The organism is Kitasatospora sp. NPDC048298, assembly GCF_043201465.1.
Lineage (GTDB): Bacteria > Actinomycetota > Actinomycetes > Streptomycetales > Streptomycetaceae > Kitasatospora.
Genome location: NZ_JBICYZ010000011.1, coordinates 1 through 18443, shown reverse-complemented (window position 1 = coordinate 18443; position 18443 = coordinate 1). Strand labels below are relative to the sequence as shown.

At 73.6% G+C, this 18443-nt stretch carries 16 protein-coding genes; 7 read left to right on the top strand and 9 right to left on the bottom strand.

Annotated features, from left to right (window positions below; translation table 11 throughout):
* Window positions 1-34: 34 nt before the first annotated feature.
* Together ACGF0D_RS11665 and ACGF0D_RS11660 are read left to right on the top strand one after the other, a co-directional pair.
* Window positions 35-943 (top strand): acyl-CoA thioesterase, encoded by a 909-nt coding sequence (locus ACGF0D_RS11665; RefSeq protein ID WP_392875396.1) that lies wholly within the window; start codon window positions 35-37, stop codon window positions 941-943.
* A gap of 90 nt (window positions 944-1033) precedes the next feature.
* Window positions 1034-1684 carry a TetR/AcrR family transcriptional regulator gene (locus ACGF0D_RS11660; RefSeq protein WP_392875393.1) on the top strand — a complete coding sequence of 217 codons (651 nt, stop codon included), beginning with the start codon at window positions 1034-1036 and terminating at the stop codon, window positions 1682-1684.
* A gap of 81 nt (window positions 1685-1765) precedes the next feature.
* Here ACGF0D_RS11660 and ACGF0D_RS11655 read toward each other — a convergent pair whose 3' ends face one another.
* Window positions 1766-3016: a sulfite oxidase gene (locus tag ACGF0D_RS11655; RefSeq protein ID WP_392915218.1), complete on the bottom strand. Its 1251-nt coding sequence runs from the start codon at window positions 3014-3016 to the stop codon at window positions 1766-1768.
* A 493-nt stretch (window positions 3017-3509) separates the two neighbouring features.
* On the opposite strand from ACGF0D_RS11655, the gene ACGF0D_RS11650 reads away from it, so the two are divergent.
* The 3 genes from ACGF0D_RS11650 (at window position 3510) to ACGF0D_RS11640 (ending at window position 5970) form a co-directional block, all read left to right on the top strand.
* A complete protein-coding gene (locus ACGF0D_RS11650) occupies window positions 3510-3905 on the top strand; it encodes a MerR family transcriptional regulator (RefSeq protein ID WP_392915014.1) in 396 nt (131 codons plus the stop codon).
* 133 nt (window positions 3906-4038) lie between these two features.
* Window positions 4039-5670: a BCCT family transporter gene (locus ACGF0D_RS11645; protein WP_392915013.1), complete on the top strand. Its 1632-nt coding sequence runs from the start codon at window positions 4039-4041 to the stop codon at window positions 5668-5670.
* A gap of 120 nt (window positions 5671-5790) precedes the next feature.
* The gene (locus ACGF0D_RS11640; RefSeq protein ID WP_392875385.1) at window positions 5791-5970 is read left to right on the top strand and encodes a hypothetical protein; all 180 of its coding nucleotides are present in this window, start codon (window positions 5791-5793) and stop codon (window positions 5968-5970) included.
* Window positions 5971-6214: 244 nt separating this feature from the next.
* Here ACGF0D_RS11640 and ACGF0D_RS11635 read toward each other — a convergent pair whose 3' ends face one another.
* Window positions 6215-7882, bottom strand: coding sequence for a DUF2398 family protein (locus ACGF0D_RS11635; protein WP_392915011.1), 1668 nt, complete (start codon window positions 7880-7882; stop codon window positions 6215-6217).
* A 225-nt stretch (window positions 7883-8107) separates the two neighbouring features.
* On the opposite strand from ACGF0D_RS11635, the gene ACGF0D_RS11630 reads away from it, so the two are divergent.
* Window positions 8108-8836, top strand: coding sequence for a lysoplasmalogenase (locus tag ACGF0D_RS11630; RefSeq protein ID WP_392915010.1), 729 nt, complete (start codon window positions 8108-8110; stop codon window positions 8834-8836).
* Between the two features lie 165 nt (window positions 8837-9001).
* On the opposite strand, the gene ACGF0D_RS11625 is transcribed toward ACGF0D_RS11630, so the two are convergent.
* The 7 genes from ACGF0D_RS11625 to ACGF0D_RS11595 form a co-directional block, all read right to left on the bottom strand.
* Window positions 9002-9574, bottom strand: coding sequence for a hypothetical protein (locus tag ACGF0D_RS11625; protein ID WP_392915007.1), 573 nt, complete (start codon window positions 9572-9574; stop codon window positions 9002-9004).
* Window positions 9575-9776: 202 nt separating this feature from the next.
* Window positions 9777-10580 (bottom strand): exodeoxyribonuclease III, encoded by an 804-nt coding sequence (locus tag ACGF0D_RS11620; RefSeq protein WP_392875375.1) that lies wholly within the window; start codon window positions 10578-10580, stop codon window positions 9777-9779.
* A gap of 136 nt (window positions 10581-10716) precedes the next feature.
* Window positions 10717-12507, bottom strand: a complete 1791-nt coding sequence (gene ggt / locus ACGF0D_RS11615; RefSeq protein WP_392875372.1) for a gamma-glutamyltransferase — start codon at window positions 12505-12507, stop codon at window positions 10717-10719.
* 273 nt (window positions 12508-12780) lie between these two features.
* Complete coding sequence (locus ACGF0D_RS11610; protein WP_392875369.1) at window positions 12781-13887, bottom strand: ROK family glucokinase; 1107 nt, start codon at window positions 13885-13887, stop codon at window positions 12781-12783.
* Entirely contained in the window at window positions 13884-14801 is a 918-nt protein-coding gene (locus tag ACGF0D_RS11605) for an ATP-binding cassette domain-containing protein (RefSeq protein ID WP_392915005.1), read from the bottom strand. Before ACGF0D_RS11605 ends, ACGF0D_RS11610 begins: the two co-directional genes overlap by 4 nt.
* Complete coding sequence (locus ACGF0D_RS11600) at window positions 14798-15844, bottom strand: ABC transporter permease (protein WP_392915002.1); 1047 nt, start codon at window positions 15842-15844, stop codon at window positions 14798-14800. Before ACGF0D_RS11600 ends, ACGF0D_RS11605 begins: the two co-directional genes overlap by 4 nt.
* Window positions 15841-16860, bottom strand: a complete 1020-nt coding sequence (locus ACGF0D_RS11595) for a substrate-binding domain-containing protein (RefSeq protein ID WP_392875360.1) — start codon at window positions 16858-16860, stop codon at window positions 15841-15843. Before ACGF0D_RS11595 ends, ACGF0D_RS11600 begins: the two co-directional genes overlap by 4 nt.
* 311 nt (window positions 16861-17171) lie before the next feature.
* Here ACGF0D_RS11595 and ACGF0D_RS11590 point away from each other — a divergent pair, with 311 nt between their 5' ends.
* Window positions 17172-18305 (top strand): alpha/beta hydrolase, encoded by a 1134-nt coding sequence (locus ACGF0D_RS11590; protein ID WP_392875358.1) that lies wholly within the window; start codon window positions 17172-17174, stop codon window positions 18303-18305.
* Window positions 18306-18443 lie beyond the last annotated feature (138 nt).

Genomic DNA, 18443 nt, shown 5'->3' with positions numbered 1-18443 from the left:
CCGCGGCACGGTTGGCTTCTGCCACTATGGCCTCGTGACCGACCTGACCGAACCCCATGTCCGGGCCGAACGGCACGCCCGGCCGGCCGCCCCGTTCGCCGAGCTGCTGGAGATCGAGCAGCTGGACGAGAACACGTTCCGGGGCCACTGCCATGCCGGCGCCCCGATGCGGGCCTTCGGCGGCCATGTGGCCGCGCAGGCGCTCGTCGCCGCCGGGCGCACCTCCCGCAAGCAGCGCCCGGTGCACTCGCTGCACGGCTACTTCCTGCTGCCGGGCTCCCCGGAGCACCCGATCGACTACCTGGTCGAGCGGGTCCGCGACGGCGTGTCGTACACCACCCGCCGGGTGACGGCGCTCCAGGGGCGCAACGAGATCTTCACCCTCTCGGCGTCCTTCAAGCACCCCGAGCCGGCCCCCGACCGCCAGCGCGAGGTCCCTCCGCTGCCCCACCCCGAGTCGCTGCCGAACGCCGTCGCCCGGCTGCCCGAGGAGGTGCGCCGGGCGCTCGCCGCGGGCGGCGGCTTCCGCGACCTCGACGTGCGGTTCGTCCCGGCGGACGCCCCGGGACTGCCGCCGGCCGTTCCCGGTCTGCTCCAGCACTTCGTCTGGATGCGCACCGCCTCCCCGCTGCCGGACGGCGACCCGCTGCTGCACGCCGGCGCCCTCACCTACCTGTCCGACCTCACCCTGGCCTCCACCGCCGGGCTGAACGTGCAGCCGAACTTCTTCCAGCGCACCGAACCGCCCCGGCTGGTGATGGCCTCGCTGGACCACGCCATGTGGTTCCACCGCCCGTTCCGGGCCGACGAGTGGCTGCTGTTCGCCCAGCGCAGCCCGTCCTCCTCGGACGGCCGGGGCCTGGCGCTCGGCGAGTTCTACGACCTGGACGGCCGGCTGGTCGCCTCCGCCGTCCAGGAGGCGCTGATCCGCGACCCCTCGTGACGCCCTCGCGGCCCGGTGACCACCGCACGAACGGAAGGGGGCCGGACGGCGTCATACTCCTGAGCGGCCCCGGCCCGTATCATGGTGCGGGTGACCAAGGTTGACCTGTCACCACGGCCGGTGGAGGCGATGTCTCCGCGTCAGCTCGAACGCCGCGAAAACCTGATCGCGGCCGCGCTCGCCCTGGTGAACGAGATCGGCGTCGAGCGGATGCAGATGAAGCAGGTCTGCGAGCGGTCCGGAGTCGCCCTGGGGACGGCGTACCGCTACTTCTCCTCCAAGGACCACCTCCTGGCAGCGGCGATCGCCGAGTGGCATCGCCTGCTGCTGGCCGACCTGGTGGCGGAGCTGCGCGGGCCGAGAGCCGGACTGGGGGCCACCGACCGGGCGGTGCGGTTCGTCCGGGGCGGGATGCGGGCCTACCAGCGACAGCCCGAACTCGCCCGGCTACGGGTGGCCGTGGCCGCCTCCACCGACCCGTTCGCCAGCGAGGCGCTGCAGGGCATGGCCCGGGCCGACAGCACCGCCCTGCAAGCCGTGACGGCCGAGGTGCCGGCCGCCGCGAGCGACCTGGTGCGGCACATCGTCGCCCACGCCTGGCAGGGCGAGCTGACCGCCTGGGTGACCGGCCGCACCACCCTCGGGGACGCCCGGCGCCGCCTGGAGGACGTGGTGCGGCTGGTGCTGAACCCGTACGAGACGCGCTACCCGGCCCCGTACGAGGTCCAGTCCACCGGCTGAGCGCCCGTCGGCCCCGGACGATCGGCTCGGCTCAGGGCACCGGCGCGGCCCAGGGCACACGGCTCAGGACACCGACAGCGCTCAGACCACCGTCACGGGGTGGGCCACCACCGCTCCGAACAGGTAGCCCTCCCGGTTGAACACCGCCCGCTCGGGCTGGGTGTTGCCCCGGCGGTCCGTCGCGCGGGCGCGCAGCTCGTACCGGCCGGGCCGCTCGGGGCGCCAGTCGATGCCCCAGCGCGTCCAGCCGTCCGCCCGCGGCTCGTCGCGCAGGTCGGCGCGCCGCCACGTCCGGCCGCCGTCGGCGCTCACCTCGACCCGGCGCACCGCCGCCGCTCCGGACCACGAGCGCCCGTGCAGCCGGTGCCGGCGGCCCGCCGCCAGCCGCGCGCCCGCCGCCAGCTCGAACGCGCTCTTGACCACCTGGGTGGTGAGCGGCTCGCCACCGCCGGGCGGGTAGTCCGGGCCGAACATCCGGTAGAAGTCGGTGTTCCACGGCGAGTACAGCGGACGGTCGGCGACCTCCAGGCTGCCCACCCACTTGATCGAGGCGATGCCCACCCAGCCGGGCACCACCAGCCGGGCCGGCGCGCCGTGGTCCGGGGTCAGCGGCTCGCCGTTCATCTCGTACGCGAGCAGCACGTCGTCCAGCGCCTTGGCGATCGGCAGCGGGCGGCGCACCGGGCCGTAGTTGGTGCCGCCGACGACGTAGTCCGGGTCCAGGCCGACGGGCAGCACGTCCACCGCCGCACCGGTCAGCCCGGCGGCCCGCAACACCTCGGCCAGCCGGACGCCCCGCCAACTCGCCGAGCCGACGCCGCCCAGCGTCCACGGCGTGCCCGGGACGGGCTGGCCCTGCTGGCCGGCGTAGTAGCTGCGGCCGTTGCCGGCGCACTCGATCAGCGCGCTGATCCGGGTGGAGGGCAGCTCCCGCAGCTCCTCGAGGCCGAACTCGACCGGGTGCTCGGCCGTCGGGCCGCCGCGCAGGCCGCTGCCGAAGAGCCGCAGGCGCCAGGTGTCGGGGTCGATCAGCGGGGTGCTGGTGTGGTTGCGGACGAAGAACCGTTCCACCGGGACGTGGCGGCCGACGACGGCGTCGCCGTCGGCGTCGCGGAAGGCGTCCCAGCGCGTCTCGGCGTTGGTGCCGCGCGGCACGAACCACTCGGCGGGCAGCGGTTTGACGATCCCGGGCACGGACGAGGACGCGGCGGCGGGAGCAGGCGCGGGGCCGGGGGCGGGCGTGGCCCCCTCCTCGGCGGCCGCCGCCCGGCCCGGGGTGAGCGCCGGGACGGCCGGGACCGGCGCGGCGAGCACCCCGGCGGCGGTGGCCATCCGCAGCAGCGTCCGGCGCTCCACGCCGTCGGCGGGCGGCACACCGTCCCCGGCCGCACGCGCCGGGGCGTCGGGTGTCCGGGTCTCCTGTGCCCGGGTGTCCTGTGCCCTGGCGTCCCGTGCCGGGGTGTCCTGTGCCGGGGTGTCCTGTGCCGGGGTGTCCTGTGTCGGGGTTGCTTCGTTCGGAATGCGGACCTCGTTGTCCATGAACGGTGTTCCTTCCGTGTCAGCGTTGGAGGTTCGGCTGTGCGCGCGACCACGTCCGGGGCGTGAAGGCCGTCCTGGACGGGCCCCCGTTCCCCGGCCCGACCTTCTCACCGTCTGGACTCCTACCGTTCCGGCCCTCGGGGAAACCCCGGCCTGCGTCCGAACTCACCTGCGAACACCCGTAGATGGCCGATTCCGCTCCCGAACCGCCGGGCGTGGCAGCGGAGTTCACAGCGAGTCGAGGCCGCCCGGGAACACCCCGACGGGCGGCGGCGTTCGCCCGGTCATGCGCATCGGAGAACTCGCCCGCCTGACCGGGGTGTCCACCCGCCTGCTCCGCTACTACGAGGAGCAGGGCCTGCTCCGGCCGGGCCGGACGACGGCCGGCCACCGCGAGTACGGCGAGGAGGACACCGTCCGGGTGTGGCAGATCCGCAGCCTGCTCGCGGCCGGTCTGAGCACCCGGGTCATCGCCGAGCTGCTGCCCTGCGCCACCGGCCCCGTCCCCGTCCTGGAGGCCTGCCCGCAGCTGCTCGCCATCCTGCGCGACGAACTCGCCGACCTGGACTCCCGGATCGAGGACCTCACCCGCAACCGCCGCGCGCTCTCCCACTACATCACCACCGCACACGACTCCGGGCACGAGTCCGGGCACGGCTACGGCGAGGGGCGGGCGGCCTGACGGGACGTGAATCCCGACCCGGCGCGTCCCCGGCGCGCCGTCCCGCCACCGGCGGAGCGAACTGGACATAGTGCGACATACAGCTTGATTCCGAGCGTGCCGAGCCCGCCGAGTATGTCGAGAGGTCCATCCGATGAGCAGCCAGCCACCCCCGCCCGACCAGCCCGCGAAGGAGCCCGACGAACCCGCCGCGACCCTTCCGGCCGACCGGGCGGTGTTCGGCATCGGCGCGGTCCTGGTTCTGGCGGTGGTCGCCTGGGGCGTCTTCGCCGAGGACTCGCTCGGCCGCACCTCCGACACGGCGCTCGGCTGGGTGCTGCACAACTTCGGCTGGCTGTTCGTGGTGGCCGCCGACGTCTTCCTGGTGCTCAGCGTGCTGCTCGCGTTCAGCCGGTTCGGCCGGATCAGGCTCGGCCGCGACGACGACCGGCCGGAGTTCTCCAACCTCGCCTGGATCGCCATGATGTTCAGCGCCGGCATGGGCATCGGCCTGATGTTCTACGGCGTCGGCGAGCCGCTCCAGCTCTTCGCCACCCCGCAGCCCGGCTCCGGTCTGGCACCGCAGAGCGCGGCCGCCGCCCAGCAGGCCCTGGAGTTCTCACTCTTCCACTGGACCCTGCACCCGTGGGCGATCTACGCGGTCGGCGGCCTGGCCCTCGCCTACACCGCCTTCCGCAAGGGCCGGGGCAACCGGATCTCCGCCGCCTTCGTCCCGCTGATCGGGCAGCGCGGCGCGGACGGCTGGCCGGGGCGGACGATCGACCTGCTGGCCGTGTTCGCGACCGTCTTCGGCTCCGCGACCAGCCTCGGCCTCGGCGCGCTCCAGGTCGCCGACGGGCTCGGCTACATCTCCTCCGTCCGCAACACCCAGAACGCCCAGTTGGTCATCATCGGCTCGCTGACCGCCGCGTTCGTGGTCTCCGCGTTCTCCGGGGTGCACAAGGGCGTGAAGTGGCTCTCCACCGCGAACGTCGTCCTGGCCTCGCTGATCATGCTCTTCGTCTTCGTGTTCGGCCCGACGGTGTTCGCCCTCGACGCGATCCCCTCCTCGGTCGGCGGTTACCTCTCCGACCTGCTCGTGATGTCCACCCAGACCGGCGCCTTCACCGACGAGGCCTGGCTCGGCTCCTGGACGATCTTCTACTGGGCCTGGTGGCTGTCCTGGGCGCCCTTCGTCGGCACCTTCATCGCGCGGATCTCGCGCGGCCGCACCGTCCGACAGTTCCTGCTCGGCGTGCTGCTGGTGCCCAGCGGGGCGACGGTCATCTGGTTCTGCGTGATGGGCGGCACGGCGATCCGGCTGGTCACCACCGGTGCGGCCGACCTCGTCGCGACCATCCCGCAGGGCCCGGAGGCCTCGCTGTTCGAGATGCTGCGCTCGCTGCCGCTCGGCTCGGTGACCAGCGTGATCGCGGTGCTGCTGGTGATGACCTTCTTCATCACCAGCGCCGACTCCGCCTCGCTGGTGCTCGGCTCGCTCTCCAGCCGGGGCTCGCTGCACCCGCGCACCTGGCTGGTGGTGGTCTGGGGCGTGCTGATGGGCGGGGTCGCGGCGGCCCTGCTGCTGGCCGGCGGGCTCACCGCGCTCCAGAACGCGACGATCCTGGTCGCGCTGCCGTTCGTGGTGGTGATGCTGCTGCTGTGCGTCTCGCTGGTGAAGGAGCTCCGCGAGGACCCGGCCGCCGGCCCCTCCCGCCTCCACCCGCCGCACGGCCTGCGGGACGCCGTCCGCGAGGTCGTCGGCGAGCCGAACACACGCCGCTGACCAGCACATATGCCCCGCCCGGCGACGGGTGGGGCATATGCGGCCAACCGACGCCCAACCCCCGTCCGGACTTCACCCGCGCGTACCGACCGTTCACACCGCCCTGGAAACCTCCCTGTCATGAACGCCAGCCCTCAGGCGCCCTTCCAGGAACCGCGCTTCCCCCTGCCCCAACGGCACCGCCGGCTGCTCGCCGTCACCGCCGTCCTCGCCTCGATCGCCCTCGGCACCCTGGGCGTCGGCGCCACCGTGGAAACCGTCGAACACGGCCCCGTCACCAGCGCCTCCGCCAGCAAGTAGCAACCCGCCCCACCCGGCACCGCGGTCCCACACCGGACGCGGTGCTTCTTGCTTTCCGCCACCACCGAGCGGGCACCCCCGGCCGGTCACTGACGGGCGCGACGAGCGGGCCGGGACGGGATGGCGGCCGATACCGGGGACGGGGTGGAGGTCGGGCGCCGAGGCGTGACGGGCGGCCGGCAACCGGGACGGGGTGAAGATCGGGCGCCGGGGCGAAGCGGGCCGCCGGGGGGCGCAGGCCCCGCTACGCCCGCTGTTCGGTGCGGGGGCCGGGCGGGAGCGGGACGAACGGGCCGGGGCGGGAGTGGCGGCCGGTGCCGGGAGTGGGGTGGAGGTCGGGTGCCGGGGCGAAGCGGGCCGCCGGGGGGCGCAGGCGCCAGGCCGGGGGCCGGGTGGGGTGGGGGGTGGGGGCGATCAGGGCGAGGCGGTGGAGCAGGTCGAGGGCGTCACGTCGCAGAGCGGTGCGGTCGGCGAGGTAGCGGGCGGGGAGGCCGTACTCGTCCGCGATGTCGCCGAGGACTCCGTCTATCAGCGCGTCCGGGATCGCGACGTCGCCGGCCACCGTCTCGCCGGGCAGCGGGCGGACCTCCTCCACCAGGCGCTCGACCAGCAGCAGGGCGGCCTGGGCGAGGGTGCCGGCGCCGGGGAGGGCGAGGTCGGTGAGTTCGGCGGCCGGGTCGAGCAGGGCGACGCCCTCGGCCCGGAGTTCGGCCTCGAGGCCGAGGAACTCGGCGAGCGCCGCCGGGCCGCTGAGCCGGTGCTCGGTCAGCCAGGCGCGGTGGTCCTCGGGGAGGTCGGCGGCCAGGACGGCGGGCGTCTCGGCGAGCAGGCGGCGGACGGCGGTGGCGGGTTCGGCCTCGGCGGCGCGGCGGATCAGGTCGTCGGCGTCGTCGGCGAGGGCGGGCGGGCCGGCCGGGACGGCCCGGGCGAGTTCGCGGTCCACGGTCAGCACGAAGGAGTCGTCGGCCGGGTCGGCGGGCAGCTCGCCGAGCACCTGCCAGCCGGCCAGCGCGGCCAGCGCCATGTCGAGGTCGGCCGGTTCGGCGGCGAGTTCGGGTGCGGCGGCGCCCATCGCGTCGAGCAGCCGCCGGTGTCCCAGCTCCTCCGGGGCGTCGACCAACAGGGCCAGCGCGAGGGCGAGTTGGGCGTAACCGGCCGGGGTGAACGGCGCGCCGGTGACGGGGTGTTCGAGGCGGCGGGCGGCGTCGGCGCCGAGGCCGGCCTTGCAGAGCCGGGCGTGCCAGGGGCCGACCACGAGGCGGTAGCCGAGCAGGGTGTCGAAGCGCTCGGCGAGCCAGTCGCGGTGACGGCGGATCAGTGGGAAGCCGTCGGCGTGCGGGCCGGAGGCGGTGACCAGCGGATGGGCGAGCAACAGCCGGGCGGCGATCCGGCGTTCGGCCGCGGGGAGCTCCTCGCCGGAACGATCCTGCGCCGTCACTGTGAGCCGCGCCACCGGCGCGCCCTCGGGCCTGCGGTGCCGACCCGGCCTGCCCGGCTTGGCACCTGACCGGACGACGGGCAGTGCGGCGTCGTCGCGCCGGGCGCGGCGCAGGCCGCCGTCGGTGCGGTCCTCGCGAGGCCGGACGGGTGTGGCGCCGTGCGCGGTGGGGCCGTGCCACCAGCTGACGCCGGGCTCGGCGGCGGGTTCGGCGGCGCCGCCGAGGTGGCGCGCCGGGTAGAGGCCGAAGGAGGCGGCGCAGAGGTCGTCGGCGGTGCCGGGGGTGGCGGCGGCGAACCAGTGGGCCAGGCGCAGCAGTCCGGGGTCGGGCGAGAGCGTGACGTCGGCGGCGGGCCCGGCTTCGCGTACGGCGAGGACGGCGTCGGCGGTTCCCCGTCCTGCCCCGCCCGTGCGTCCGTCCGGCCTGCCGGCGGCCACCCGGGTGGCGCCGACCGCGTACTCCTGCTGATCCATGTCGGGGTCCAGACTAGACGGTGCCCGGGTCACCCGACGGCAGCAACCGCTCTCCTGAGGAACTCTCCGCAAGAGCCCTCGAAGCGGGCGCCCGCGCTCCGCTAACCGGCCGCCCCGTCATCCGCCGCGCCCGACGGGGGTTACGCACCGGTAACCGGCTCTTCCGCCGCCGCTCCGGCTCCTCTAGGGTCGGTCCGAAGCAGCAGATCACCGAGAGGCGCACGCATGACTGTCCGTACCACCAACCGCGTCGGCCTCGGAGCACGCCTGCGCTCGGCCACCGGCCTGCTGGGCGGCTTCGCGGCCACCTCGGCGGCACACCTGGGCGCGATCGCCTCCGGTGTCTCGGTGCTCCAGAACGCCACCAAGCCGGCCCTGATGCCACTGCTGGCCGCGCACAGCGTGACGGCGGCCGCGAAGGCCGGACGGGAGGCGCCGAAGCTGCTGGCGCCGGCGCTGCTGCTGAGCGCGGGCGGGGACGTGCTGCTCCAGCTGAAGAACGACCCCGCGTTCCTCGCGGGCATGGGCTCGTTCGCGGCGGCGCACGTCTGCTACGTGACGATGTTCGTCCAGCGCGGCGCGCTCAGTGACCGCCGCCGGGCCCTGGTGGTCGCGGCCGCGTACGCGACGGCCTGGGTGACCCTGGTCGGGCAGCTCTGGCCGGACCTCGGGGACCTGCGCGTGCCGGTGGCCGGCTACAGCCTGCTGCTGGCCTCGACGGCCGTCACCTCGGCCGGGCTGGGCTGGCGGACCGGGCTGGGCGGGGCGCTGTTCCTGCTCTCCGACACGCTGATCGCCACCCAGCTGGCGAAGTGGCGGGAGCTGCCGGGCCATCAGTTCTGGATCATGGCGACCTATGTGCTGGCCCAGTACCTGCTGGCGGACGGCACCCTCCGGCACCAGGAGCGGCTCCACCGCGAGGCCGGCGAGGGCGCCGGGCCGCAGACCGCCTGACCGCCTGACCGCCGGATCTCCTGACTGCCGGGTCGTCGGATCACCGGACAGCCGGGTCGCCGGATCACCGGACCGTCCGACCGTCCGACATGCCGCCGCGCCGCCGATCCTCAAGGGTTCCGGCGGCACGACACGGGGACGCGCCCTCGGGCGCGGGGCGAGGCCTCAGGCACCGCGCCTCCGCAGCAGCCAGAAGCCGCCGACGCCGCCCGCGACCAGCGCGAGGCCGCCGGCCAGTTCCGCCGGGTTCGCCGCGACCGAGCCGCCGAGGCCGGTCTGCACGGAGCCGTGCGGGGCGACCTGCCGGCTGTCGGCGCCGGACTGCCCGAGCGAGCCGGCCCACTCCCCCGCGGCCTCGCCCCACTCGCCGAGGCTCCTGTCGGGGCTGGTGGAGGTCACGGTGGTGGCGAAGGCCCCGCCGTCCGGGCAGGTGCCGTCGACCCTGCTGTCCCCGGCGTGCTGGTCGGCCAGCCGGGCGGAGCCGCTGTGCTTGCCGTCGGGGCCCAGGGTGAGGGTCGCCGGGCCGCCTTCGAAGGCGGCGGAGCGGGCGGTGATGGTCTTGGCGTCGGGCTTGTCCGACTTCTCGCAGGAGACCGTGACCGTCACGGTCTGGCCCGGTGCGGCCTGGGACGGGCTGACCGAGGCGGAGCCGTCCCTGGCGGATGCGAGGGGGGCCGTCAGGCCGGTCAGCACCGTCGCGCCGATCAGGGCGGCGGCGGCCGTACACATGGGGCGCATGCCGGAACCTCCGGGATTCTCGGGCGCGGCCGGGGACTCCCATGTCCACGTGGTCAATCAACCGCACCCGGTCATTCACCGACGGTAGGTACCCGCCTCACGCCCGGCCAGCGCTCACACCCGTTCGGGTTACGGCCCATGCCCCGCTGTGATGCCGGTCACGGCGCCGCCGTGCCCACTGCCGTGCCGCCCGCCGACCGGATCAGAGGTCGAGGTCCACCACGACGGGCGCGTGGTCCGAGGTGCCCTTGCCCTTGCGGGCCTCGCGGTCCACGTAGCTGTCGGTGACGGCGTCCGCGAAGGGCTTGTTGGCGTAGGTGAGGTCGATCCGCATGCCCCGGTTCTTGGGGAAGGCCAGCTGGCGGTAGTCCCAGTAGGTGTAGGGGCGGTCGTACTTGAGCGGGCGGGGCAGCACGTCCTGGAGGCCGATCTCGCCGAGGGCCGTGAGCGCGGCGCGCTCGACCGGGGTGACGTGGGTGAGGCCCTCGAAGGCGGCGGTGTCGAAGACGTCCTCGTCGGTCGGGGCGATGTTGAAGTCCCCGAGGACGGCGAACGGGCGGGAGCCGGCGGCGTCCTCGGCGGCGGCCTTGCGCAGCGCCTCCAGCCACTCCAGCTTGTACCGGTAGTGCGCGTGGCCGACCTCGCGGCCGTTGGGCACGTACACCGACCAGACCCGGACCGGGCCGCAGGTGGCGGCGACGGCGCGCGGCTCGACCTCGGGCAGCAGGGCGCCGTCGGCGAGGTAGCCGGGCTGGTCGGGCAGGCCGCGCACGACGTCCTCCAGGCCGAGCCGGGAGACGATCGCGACGCCGTTCCAGCGGCCGGTGCCGTGCGCGGCCGTCTCGTAGCCGAGCTCGCGGACCGCCTCGTACGGGAAGGCGTCGGCCGCGCACTTGAGTTCCTGGAGGCAGAGCACGTCGGGCTTGGCGCTCTCCAGCCACTCCAGGAGCTTGGGCAGCCGCGCGGTGACGGAGTTGATGTTCCAGGTGGCGATGCGGACGGTCACGGCGGGCGGCCTTCCCGGTGGTTCGGTGCGGACGGGTGTGCGACGGATGTGCGGACGGGCATGACGGACGGGGTGGGCCTCCCCTCCCGGGAGGCCCACCCCGAACATACCGCCCGGCACCGACAGGCCGGTCCGATCAGCGTGCGGGCCGGACCACCGCGGCCGAGCCGCCGCCGCGCCGCACCGGTTCCGCGGCGGCCACCCAGCGGCCGTCCGGCAGCCGTTCCACGCCGGTGGCGGCACCGATCTCACCGCCGTTGACGAAGCTGTGCCCGAGGCCCTCCAGCGCGGCCCGTTCGGGCAGGGCCAGGAAGCCTGGCTCGGCCTGGGTCGCGGCGCTGTTGCGCTGGCTGGCGCGCGGCGCGGCGATGGCCTGCTCCAGGCTCAGGCCCCGGTCGAGCCGCCCGAGCAGCACCTGGAGGGTGGTGGTGATGATGGTCGCGCCTCCCGGGCTGCCGGTGGCGAGCAGCGGCTCGCCGTCGCGCAGCACGATCGTCGGGGACATCGAGGAGCGCGGCCGCTTGCCCGGGCCCGGCAGGTTGGGGTCGGGGACGCCCGGGGCGAGCGGGGTGAAGTCGAAGTCGGTCAGCTCGTTGTTGAGCAGGAAGCCCCGGCCGGGGACGGTGATGCCGCTGCCGCCGGTCTGCTCGATGGTGAGCGTGTAGGAGACGATGTTGCCCCAGCGGTCGGCGACCGTCAGGTGGGTGGTGTTGGGGCCCTCGTACGGCTCGGGGACGGCCTGGCCGGTGTCGGCGCAGGGCGCGGGGTGGCTCGGGTCGCCGGGGGCGAGCGGGCTGGTGAGCGCGTGGTCCGGGCTGATCAGGCAGGCCCGGGCGGCGGCGTGGCGCTCGGAGAGCAGCTGCCTGGTGGGGACGTCGGTGAAGGCCGGGTCGCCGACCCACCGGTTGCGGTCGGCGAAGGAGATCCGGGAGGCCTCCAGGAAGTGGTGGTAGTACTGGGTGCTGCTGTAGGCGGAGACGTCGCCGCCGTCCTCCAGGATGTTGAGCGCCTCGCCGACGGTGGTGCCGCCGGAGCTGGACGGGGCCATCGCGTAGACGTCGTAGGCGCCGTGGGAGACGTGGGTGGGCGCCTGGTCGCGGACCCGGTAGTCGGCGAGGTCGGTGGTGTCGACCTTGCCGGGGCGGACGCCCCGGCCGGAGGCCGGGTCGACCGGCGGGTGCTGCACGGTGTCGGCGATGTCCCGGGCCAACTCGCCCTGGTAGAAGGCCTTGACGCCGTCCTTGGCGAGCAGCCGGTAGGTGGCGGCGAGGTCGGGGTTGCGCTGCACGCTGCCGGTCTCGGGGGGCTTGCCGTTCGGCAGGTAGAGCTTGGCGGTCGCCGGGAAGTCCTTGAACCGGGCGTAGTTGTCGGCGGTCTGGTTGCGGAAGGTGTCGTCCACGACGAAGCCGTTGTCGGCGATCCGCTCGGCCGGTTCGAGGTTCCGGGCGAGCGAGCGGGTGCCCCAGTGGCGCAGCGCGGCGTCCCAGGTGGCGGGGGTGCCGGGGACGCCGACGGACAGGCCGCTGGTGACGGCGTCGGCGAAGGCCAGGGGTTTGCCGTCCTCCAGGAAGAGGCCGCTGTCGGCGGTGCGGCCGGCGGTCTCGCGGCCGTCGATGGTGTGCACCCGGCCGGTGGCGTGGTCGTAGTAGACGAAGTACCCGCCGCCGCCGATGCCGGAGGAGTACGGCTCGGTGACCCCGAGGGCCGCGGCGGCGGCGACGGCCGCGTCCACCGCGTTGCCGCCGTTGCGCAGCACCTCGATGCCGGCGGCGGTGGCGTCGGCGTCGACGGTGGCCACCGCCCCGCCCCAGCCCACCGCCTCCGGCACCTTCGACGGCGGGGCCGCGGCGCCGGCCGGTCCGACGCCGGACCAGACCAGTGCGGTGGTGAGTAACAGAGACGGCGCGAGACGGGCCAGAGCTCTCATGCGAGTCCTCCTGAGTCGACGTCAACTCATCAGTTGTTCCACAGGAGGCATGATCCGACAACCACACCGCGCCGATATCAATGGGTAGTTGACGGGTCGGCGGGGCGGATCCGGTGGAAGCGGAACGGCAACAGCCGACAGGTTTCAGATGACAGAAAACGAAATCTGTCATCTGAAATCTGTCGGCTGTTTGTTGTCAGCTGTCAGCTGTCGGCCGTTCGTCGTCAGCCGTCCGGCGTCAGCTGTCCGCCGTCCGCCGTCAGCGGCTCCCCGCTACAGCGCGCTGCGCTCCACCCGCCGCCGCTTGATCGTGCGGAAGCGCCGCGCCACCTGCCGGGCCAGGTCGGCCGCGCCGACCAGGCCGGCCTCGTTGCCGAGGGCGGCGTGCACGATGGCGGCCTCCGGGCGGAAGCCCCGTCCGGTGAGGGTGCGGCGGAAGGTGTCCCGGGCGGGGCCGAGCAGCAGGTCGCCCGCCTCGGAGACCCCGCCGCCGATCACGAAGCGGCCCGGGTCCAGCGCGGCGGCCAGGTTGGCGATGCCGACGCCGAGCCAGGTGCCGACCTCGTAGAGCAGCTCGGTCGCGGTCGCGTCGCCGTCCTGGGCGGCCTCGGTGACCAGCGGCCCGGTGATGCCCTCGACCGTGCCGCCGGCCCGGGCCAGCAGCGGCTGCACCACCGGCGACTCCTCGGCGACCAGTTCGCGCGCGTCGCGCACCAGCGCGTTGCCGGAGGAGTACTGCTCCCAGCAGCCCCGGTTGCCGCACGGGCAGCGGTGGCCGCCGGGCAGCACCTGCATGTGCCCGAACTCGCCCGCCAGGCCGTACTTGCCGCGGTCCACGTAGCCGTCCCGGACCACCGCGCCGCCGATGCCGGTGCCCAGGGTCAGCATCACCATGTGGTCCTCGCCGCGGCCGGCGCCGAAGCGCCACTCGGCCCAGGCGGCCGCGTTGGCGTCGTTCTCCACGATCACCGGGAACCGCAGCCGCTCGCTGAGCGCCTCCTGGAGCGGCTCGTTGCGCCAGTTGAGGTGCGGGGCGAACAGCACCTTGGAGCGGTCGGCGTCGACCCAGCCGGCCGCGCCGATGCCGACGGCGTGGACGTCGTGCCGGTCGGCGAGCTGGAGCACCAGGTCGACGATGACGTCCTCGACGACCTTGGGGCTCTTGCTCTTGTGCGGCGTGTCCGTGCGCAGCTTCTCCAGCACCTTGCCCTCGCCGTCCACCACCCCGGCGACCACCTTGGTGCCGCCGATGTCGACGCCGATGGTGGGCAGGCGCAGTATCCCGGCGGGCAGGGCGCGGCGGCGGCGCTCGGCGCGCGGGCCGAGGCCGAGCAGGGTGGGCAGGACGGGCGGCCGGGTGCTGCCTTGGGAGCTGGTCACAGCTGCGGACGCTCCTCACGGGGGTCGGACGGATCGGAGCCGGAATCTCCGGAGTCGGAAGGGCCGGTGGCGAACGGACTGGAGACGGACGGACCGGAGACGGACGGCCTGGCCAGCTCGTGCGAGAGCTCCGCAAGGTCGGAGCCGCCGGCCATCTCGGTGGTGAGCTGTTCGAGGCTGATCTCGGCTCGCGGGTGGCTGCCCGCCATCCGCCCCCGCTTGAGCAGCGTGAAGTGGTCGCCGACCAGGTACGCGTGGTGCGGGTTGTGGGTGATCAGCACGACCCCGAGTCCGGCGTCGCGGGCGGCGGTGACGTACTTGAGCACCACCCCGGACTGCTTGACGCCGAGCGCGGCGGTGGGCTCGTCCAGGATCAGCGCCCTGGCGCCGAAGTGCACCGCGCGGGCGATCGCCACGCACTGGCGCTGTCCGCCGGAGAGGGTGCCGATCGGCCGGTCGACGTCGTGCAGGTCGATGCCCATCCTGGCGAGCGCCTCGCGGGTGGTGGCGCGCATCCCGTCGGCGTCCAGCCGCAGGCCGCCCCAGCGGCGCATGCCCTGCTCGGAGCCGAGGAAGAAGTTGCGCCAGACCGGCATCAGCGGGACGACCGCGAGGTCCTGGTAGACCGTGGCGATGCCGCGGTCCAGGGCCTGGCGCGGGGAGTCGAAGCGGACCTCCTCGCCGCCGACGGTCAGGGTGCCCTCGTCGTGCTGGTGCAGCCCCGCGATGATCTTGATCAGGGTGGACTTGCCGGCCCCGTTGTCACCGAGCACGCAGCTGATCTCGCCGGCCCGCAGGGTCAGCGAGACGTCCTGCAGCGCCCGGACGGTGCCGTAGCTCTTGCCCACGCCGTCCAGGGAGAGCAGCTCGTCCCCGGCGGAGACCGTGGAGGCCGCCGAAACGTCCTTGCTCATCGCGGCCCCCGCTCGGCCCGGCGCTTGACGTAGGCGTTCAGCAGCGCGGCCAGCAGCAGCATCGCGCCGAGGAAGAACTTGAACCAGTCCGGGTTCCACTGGGCGTAGATGATCCCCTTGCTGGCCATGCCGAAGATCAGCGCACCGAGCGCGGAGCCGACCACCGAGCCGTAGCCGCCGGTGATCAGGCAGCCGCCGATGACGGCCGCGACGATGTAGATCAGCTCGTTGCCGACGCCCTCGCCGGACTGCACGGTGTCGAAGGAGAACAGCAGGTGCTGGCCGAGCACCCAGGCGCCGAAGCCGACGCCCAGGTAGAGCAGGGTCTTCGTCCGGGCGACCGGCACGCCGACCGCGCGGGCCGCGTCCGCGTCGCCGCCGACCGCGAAGATCCAGTTGCCGAAGCGGGTGCGCAGCAGCACCCAGCTGCCGACCAGGAGCAGGCCGAGCCACCACCAGACGGTGGCCTTGATCGCCAGTCCGCCGATGGTGACCTCGGAGGCGAACAGCCACCGGCAGGAGGCGAAGCCCTCCATGTCGGCGATCGACTTGGTGGAGACGGTGCCGGAGATCGCCTTGGTGACGCCCAGGTTGGCGCCGGTCAGCATCAGGAAGGTGCCGAGCGTGACGATGAAGCTGGGCAGCCTGGTGCGGCCGAGCATCCAGCCGTTGAACCAGCCGATGGCCAGCGTGGTCGCCAGCGAGACCAGCACGCCGACCCAGGTCACCGCGGTGAACTGGTACGAGACCATCGACGAGGTCAGCGCGGCGGTGGTGACCAGCACGCCGGCCGAGAGGTCGAACTCGCCGCCGATCATCAGCAGCGAGACCGGCACGGCCATGATCCCGATGGTGGAGGCGGCGTACAGCACGGTGCCCATCGAGGAGACCCGTAGGAAGGGTTCGGCGACGGCGGCGAAGACCGCGAAGACCGCGACGGCGGCGATCAGCGAGCCGAGCTCGGGGCGGGCGAGGAGCCGCCGCAGGGCCGCCGGACGGTCGTCGAGCAGGCCGTCCCTGGCGAGGAGGTCGGGGGTGCTCACCTGGTCCCCCTCGCGACGTACTCGGCGAGCGCGTCGGCGTTGTCCTTGGTCAGGATCTGCGGGCCGGTCTCGACGGGCTTGCCGCCGCCGAGCATGTTCAGGTTGTACTTGTACAGCCAGATCAGGTCGACGCCCGTGTAGCCCTGGAGGTAGGGCTGCTGGTCGACGGCGAAGCCGACGCTGCCGGACTTCAGCCCGGACACCACCTGGGTGCCCAGGTCGAAGGTGTCCAGCTCGACGCCGCGGTGGGCGTCCTGGATGGCCTGGAGGCCGGTGGCGGCCATCGGGCCGGAGAGGGTGAGCACGGTGTCGATGGACGGGTCGGCCTGGAGCTTGGCGGAGATCGCGGCGCGGGCGTCGGGCATGTCGACGCCGTTGACGTAGAGCACCTGGAACGTTCCGCCGGCCTTGGACTGGGCGCCGGAGCAGCGCTGCTCCTGGCCGACGTTGCCCTGCTCGTGGATCACGCAGAGGGTGTTCTTGCGGCCGCGCGAGGCCAGCTCGGCGCCGGCCGCCTGGCCGGCGGTGGACTCGTCCTGGCCGACGTGGGTCAGCGCGCCGAACTTCTGCGAGAACTCCTGACCGGAGTTGATCGTGATCACGGGGATGCCGGCGGCCTTGGCCTTGCCGAGGACGTCGGCCATGGCGTCGCCCTTGGCGAGGGTGACCAGCAGGCCGTCGACCTTCTGGTCGATGGCGGCCTGGACGAGCTGGACCTGGTTCTGGGTCTGCGCGTCGTTGGAGTACAGGAAGGTGATGTTGTCCTTGGCGGCGGCCTGCTCGGCGCCCTTGCGCACAGTGTCCCAGAAGGCGTCGCCGGCTCCGGCGTGGGTCACCATGGCGACCTTCCAGCGCGGGGTGGTGACGGCGCTGCCGCCGGTGGCCGCGGCCTTGGCGCGGGCCTCCTCGGCGCGTCTGCCTCCGGTACTGCTGCAACCGGCCGCGGTGACCGCGAGTGCCAGAACGGCGCACACGGGCCAGAAGCGGCGGGACGGGCGAAAGCGGGTGATGCTCATCCCCATAGTCTCCCTGCCCGGGCCGCGCGCGATCGCACCGCCTCGCCCGGCAGCTCGAACGGCCTGGGAGGTATGGTGCCCCGGGGGACCTTTCCTGGTAGTTCGCTGAGCACCTGGTCCGGACGGCGTCCGTTCGGGTGGCAGACTTAGGCGCCGATCCGAAGGGGGTTCATCACGAGAACGTGATGTTCCTCTCAGGTTCCGCACAGATTCGGACGGCAACCGATCATCGGTCCATCGCCGTCTGATGCCATTGACGTGCGTCCGGGCGAGTGGGGCCCGGGCGGCGTGCGACCCGGATACGAGAATCGATGGAACTGACAGGTACGCCATTCTTCCTCCTCACCGTCATCCTGGTGCCGGTCTCCATCGCGGTGGCGCTGCTGTTCTGGGGGAAGGTCGGCGGCCCCGAGCCGGTGCGGTACCTCACTCGGATCGTCATGATCATGTTCTGCCAGGTCACGGCCGTCCTGATGGTCTTCGTGATGGTCAACAACGCCAACCTGATCTACGGCAACTGGGACGACCTGCTCGGCACCGGCAACCACGTCCGCGCGGTGCCCGTGGTGACCCCGGTCGACCCGGCCGCGGCCGCACCGGGCCAGAGCGCCGCCGACGCCGCCAAGGAGCCGCCGAAGGTCAAGCAGAGCTTCGGCGGCGTCGACGACCCGGCGGTACCGAAGGACGTGCAGCGGACCGAGCTCAAGGGCCAGGTCTCCGGCGTCGACGGCGAGGTGCTGGTCTGGCTGCCGCCGCAGTACAACGACCCGGCGTTCAAGGACAAGAAGTTCCCCGTGGTCGAGCTGATCCCCGGCTACCCCGGCTCCTCCTCCACCTGGTACGGCACCCTCAAGGTCTCCGACCAGCTCAAGCCGCTGATGCAGCAGGGCAAGGTCGCCCCGTTCATCCTGGTCTCGCCCCGCACGAAGCTGCTGAACAACCAGGACGCGGGCTGCACCGACATCCCCGGCAAGATCAACGCCGACGCCTGGATCACCCGCGACGTCCCGCAGATGGTGCTGGACAACTTCCGCGCCGACCCGTCCGCGGACCGGTGGGCGATCGCCGGCTACTCGGCCGGCGCCCACTGCGCGGCCAAGCTGTCGCTGGCCCACCCCAACCGGTACCGGGCCGCCATCGCGATGTCCGGCTACAACGACCCGGCCCAGGAGCCGGACTCCCTGGTCGGCAAGGACGCCAAGCTGCGCGAGGCCAACAACCCGGTCAACATCCTGAAGACCGCCGCGCAGCCGCCGAAGGTCGCCCTGCTGGTCAGCGGCTCCAAGGGGGACGGCTTCGAGGACGGCGAGGCGATCCGCACCGCGGCCAAGGCCCCGACCACCGTCCAGGTCGAGGAGGGCTCCGGCCCGCACACCACCGAGCAGTGGAAGAAGATGGTCCCGTCCGCCTTCCAGTGGCTGACCTCCGTCATCCCGGTACAGTGACCGACCGGCAGTAGCGAACCGTACGGGCAGGGCCCGGGGGGGGGGGGGGGGGGGCGGGGGCGGGGGGGGGGGGGGGGGGGGGGGGGGGGGGGGGGCGGGCGGCGCCCCCGCAGGAAGGCCACCACCCCCCACCACCAC

Bases quoted from the DNA above. Each gene is read 5' to 3' on its own strand.
- ACGF0D_RS11640 (WP_392875385.1), top strand. From the start codon at position 5,791: ATGAACGCCAGCCCTCAGGCGCCCTTCCAGGAACCGCGCTTCCCCCTG.
- ggt (WP_392875372.1), bottom strand. From the start codon at position 12,507: ATGAGAGCTCTGGCCCGTCTCGCGCCGTCTCTGTTACTCACCACCGCA.
- ACGF0D_RS11590 (WP_392875358.1), top strand. From the start codon at position 17,172: ATGGAACTGACAGGTACGCCATTCTTCCTCCTCACCGTCATCCTGGTG.
- ACGF0D_RS11650 (WP_392915014.1), top strand. From the start codon at position 3,510: ATGCGCATCGGAGAACTCGCCCGCCTGACCGGGGTGTCCACCCGCCTG.
- ACGF0D_RS11655 (WP_392915218.1), bottom strand. From the start codon at position 3,016: ATGGCCACCGCCGCCGGGGTGCTCGCCGCGCCGGTCCCGGCCGTCCCG.
- ACGF0D_RS11625 (WP_392915007.1), bottom strand. From the start codon at position 9,574: ATGCGCCCCATGTGTACGGCCGCCGCCGCCCTGATCGGCGCGACGGTG.
- ACGF0D_RS11605 (WP_392915005.1), bottom strand. From the start codon at position 14,801: ATGAGCAAGGACGTTTCGGCGGCCTCCACGGTCTCCGCCGGGGACGAG.
- ACGF0D_RS11595 (WP_392875360.1), bottom strand. From the start codon at position 16,860: ATGAGCATCACCCGCTTTCGCCCGTCCCGCCGCTTCTGGCCCGTGTGC.
- ACGF0D_RS11630 (WP_392915010.1), top strand. From the start codon at position 8,108: ATGACTGTCCGTACCACCAACCGCGTCGGCCTCGGAGCACGCCTGCGC.
- ACGF0D_RS11645 (WP_392915013.1), top strand. From the start codon at position 4,039: ATGAGCAGCCAGCCACCCCCGCCCGACCAGCCCGCGAAGGAGCCCGAC.
- ACGF0D_RS11635 (WP_392915011.1), bottom strand. From the start codon at position 7,882: ATGGATCAGCAGGAGTACGCGGTCGGCGCCACCCGGGTGGCCGCCGGC.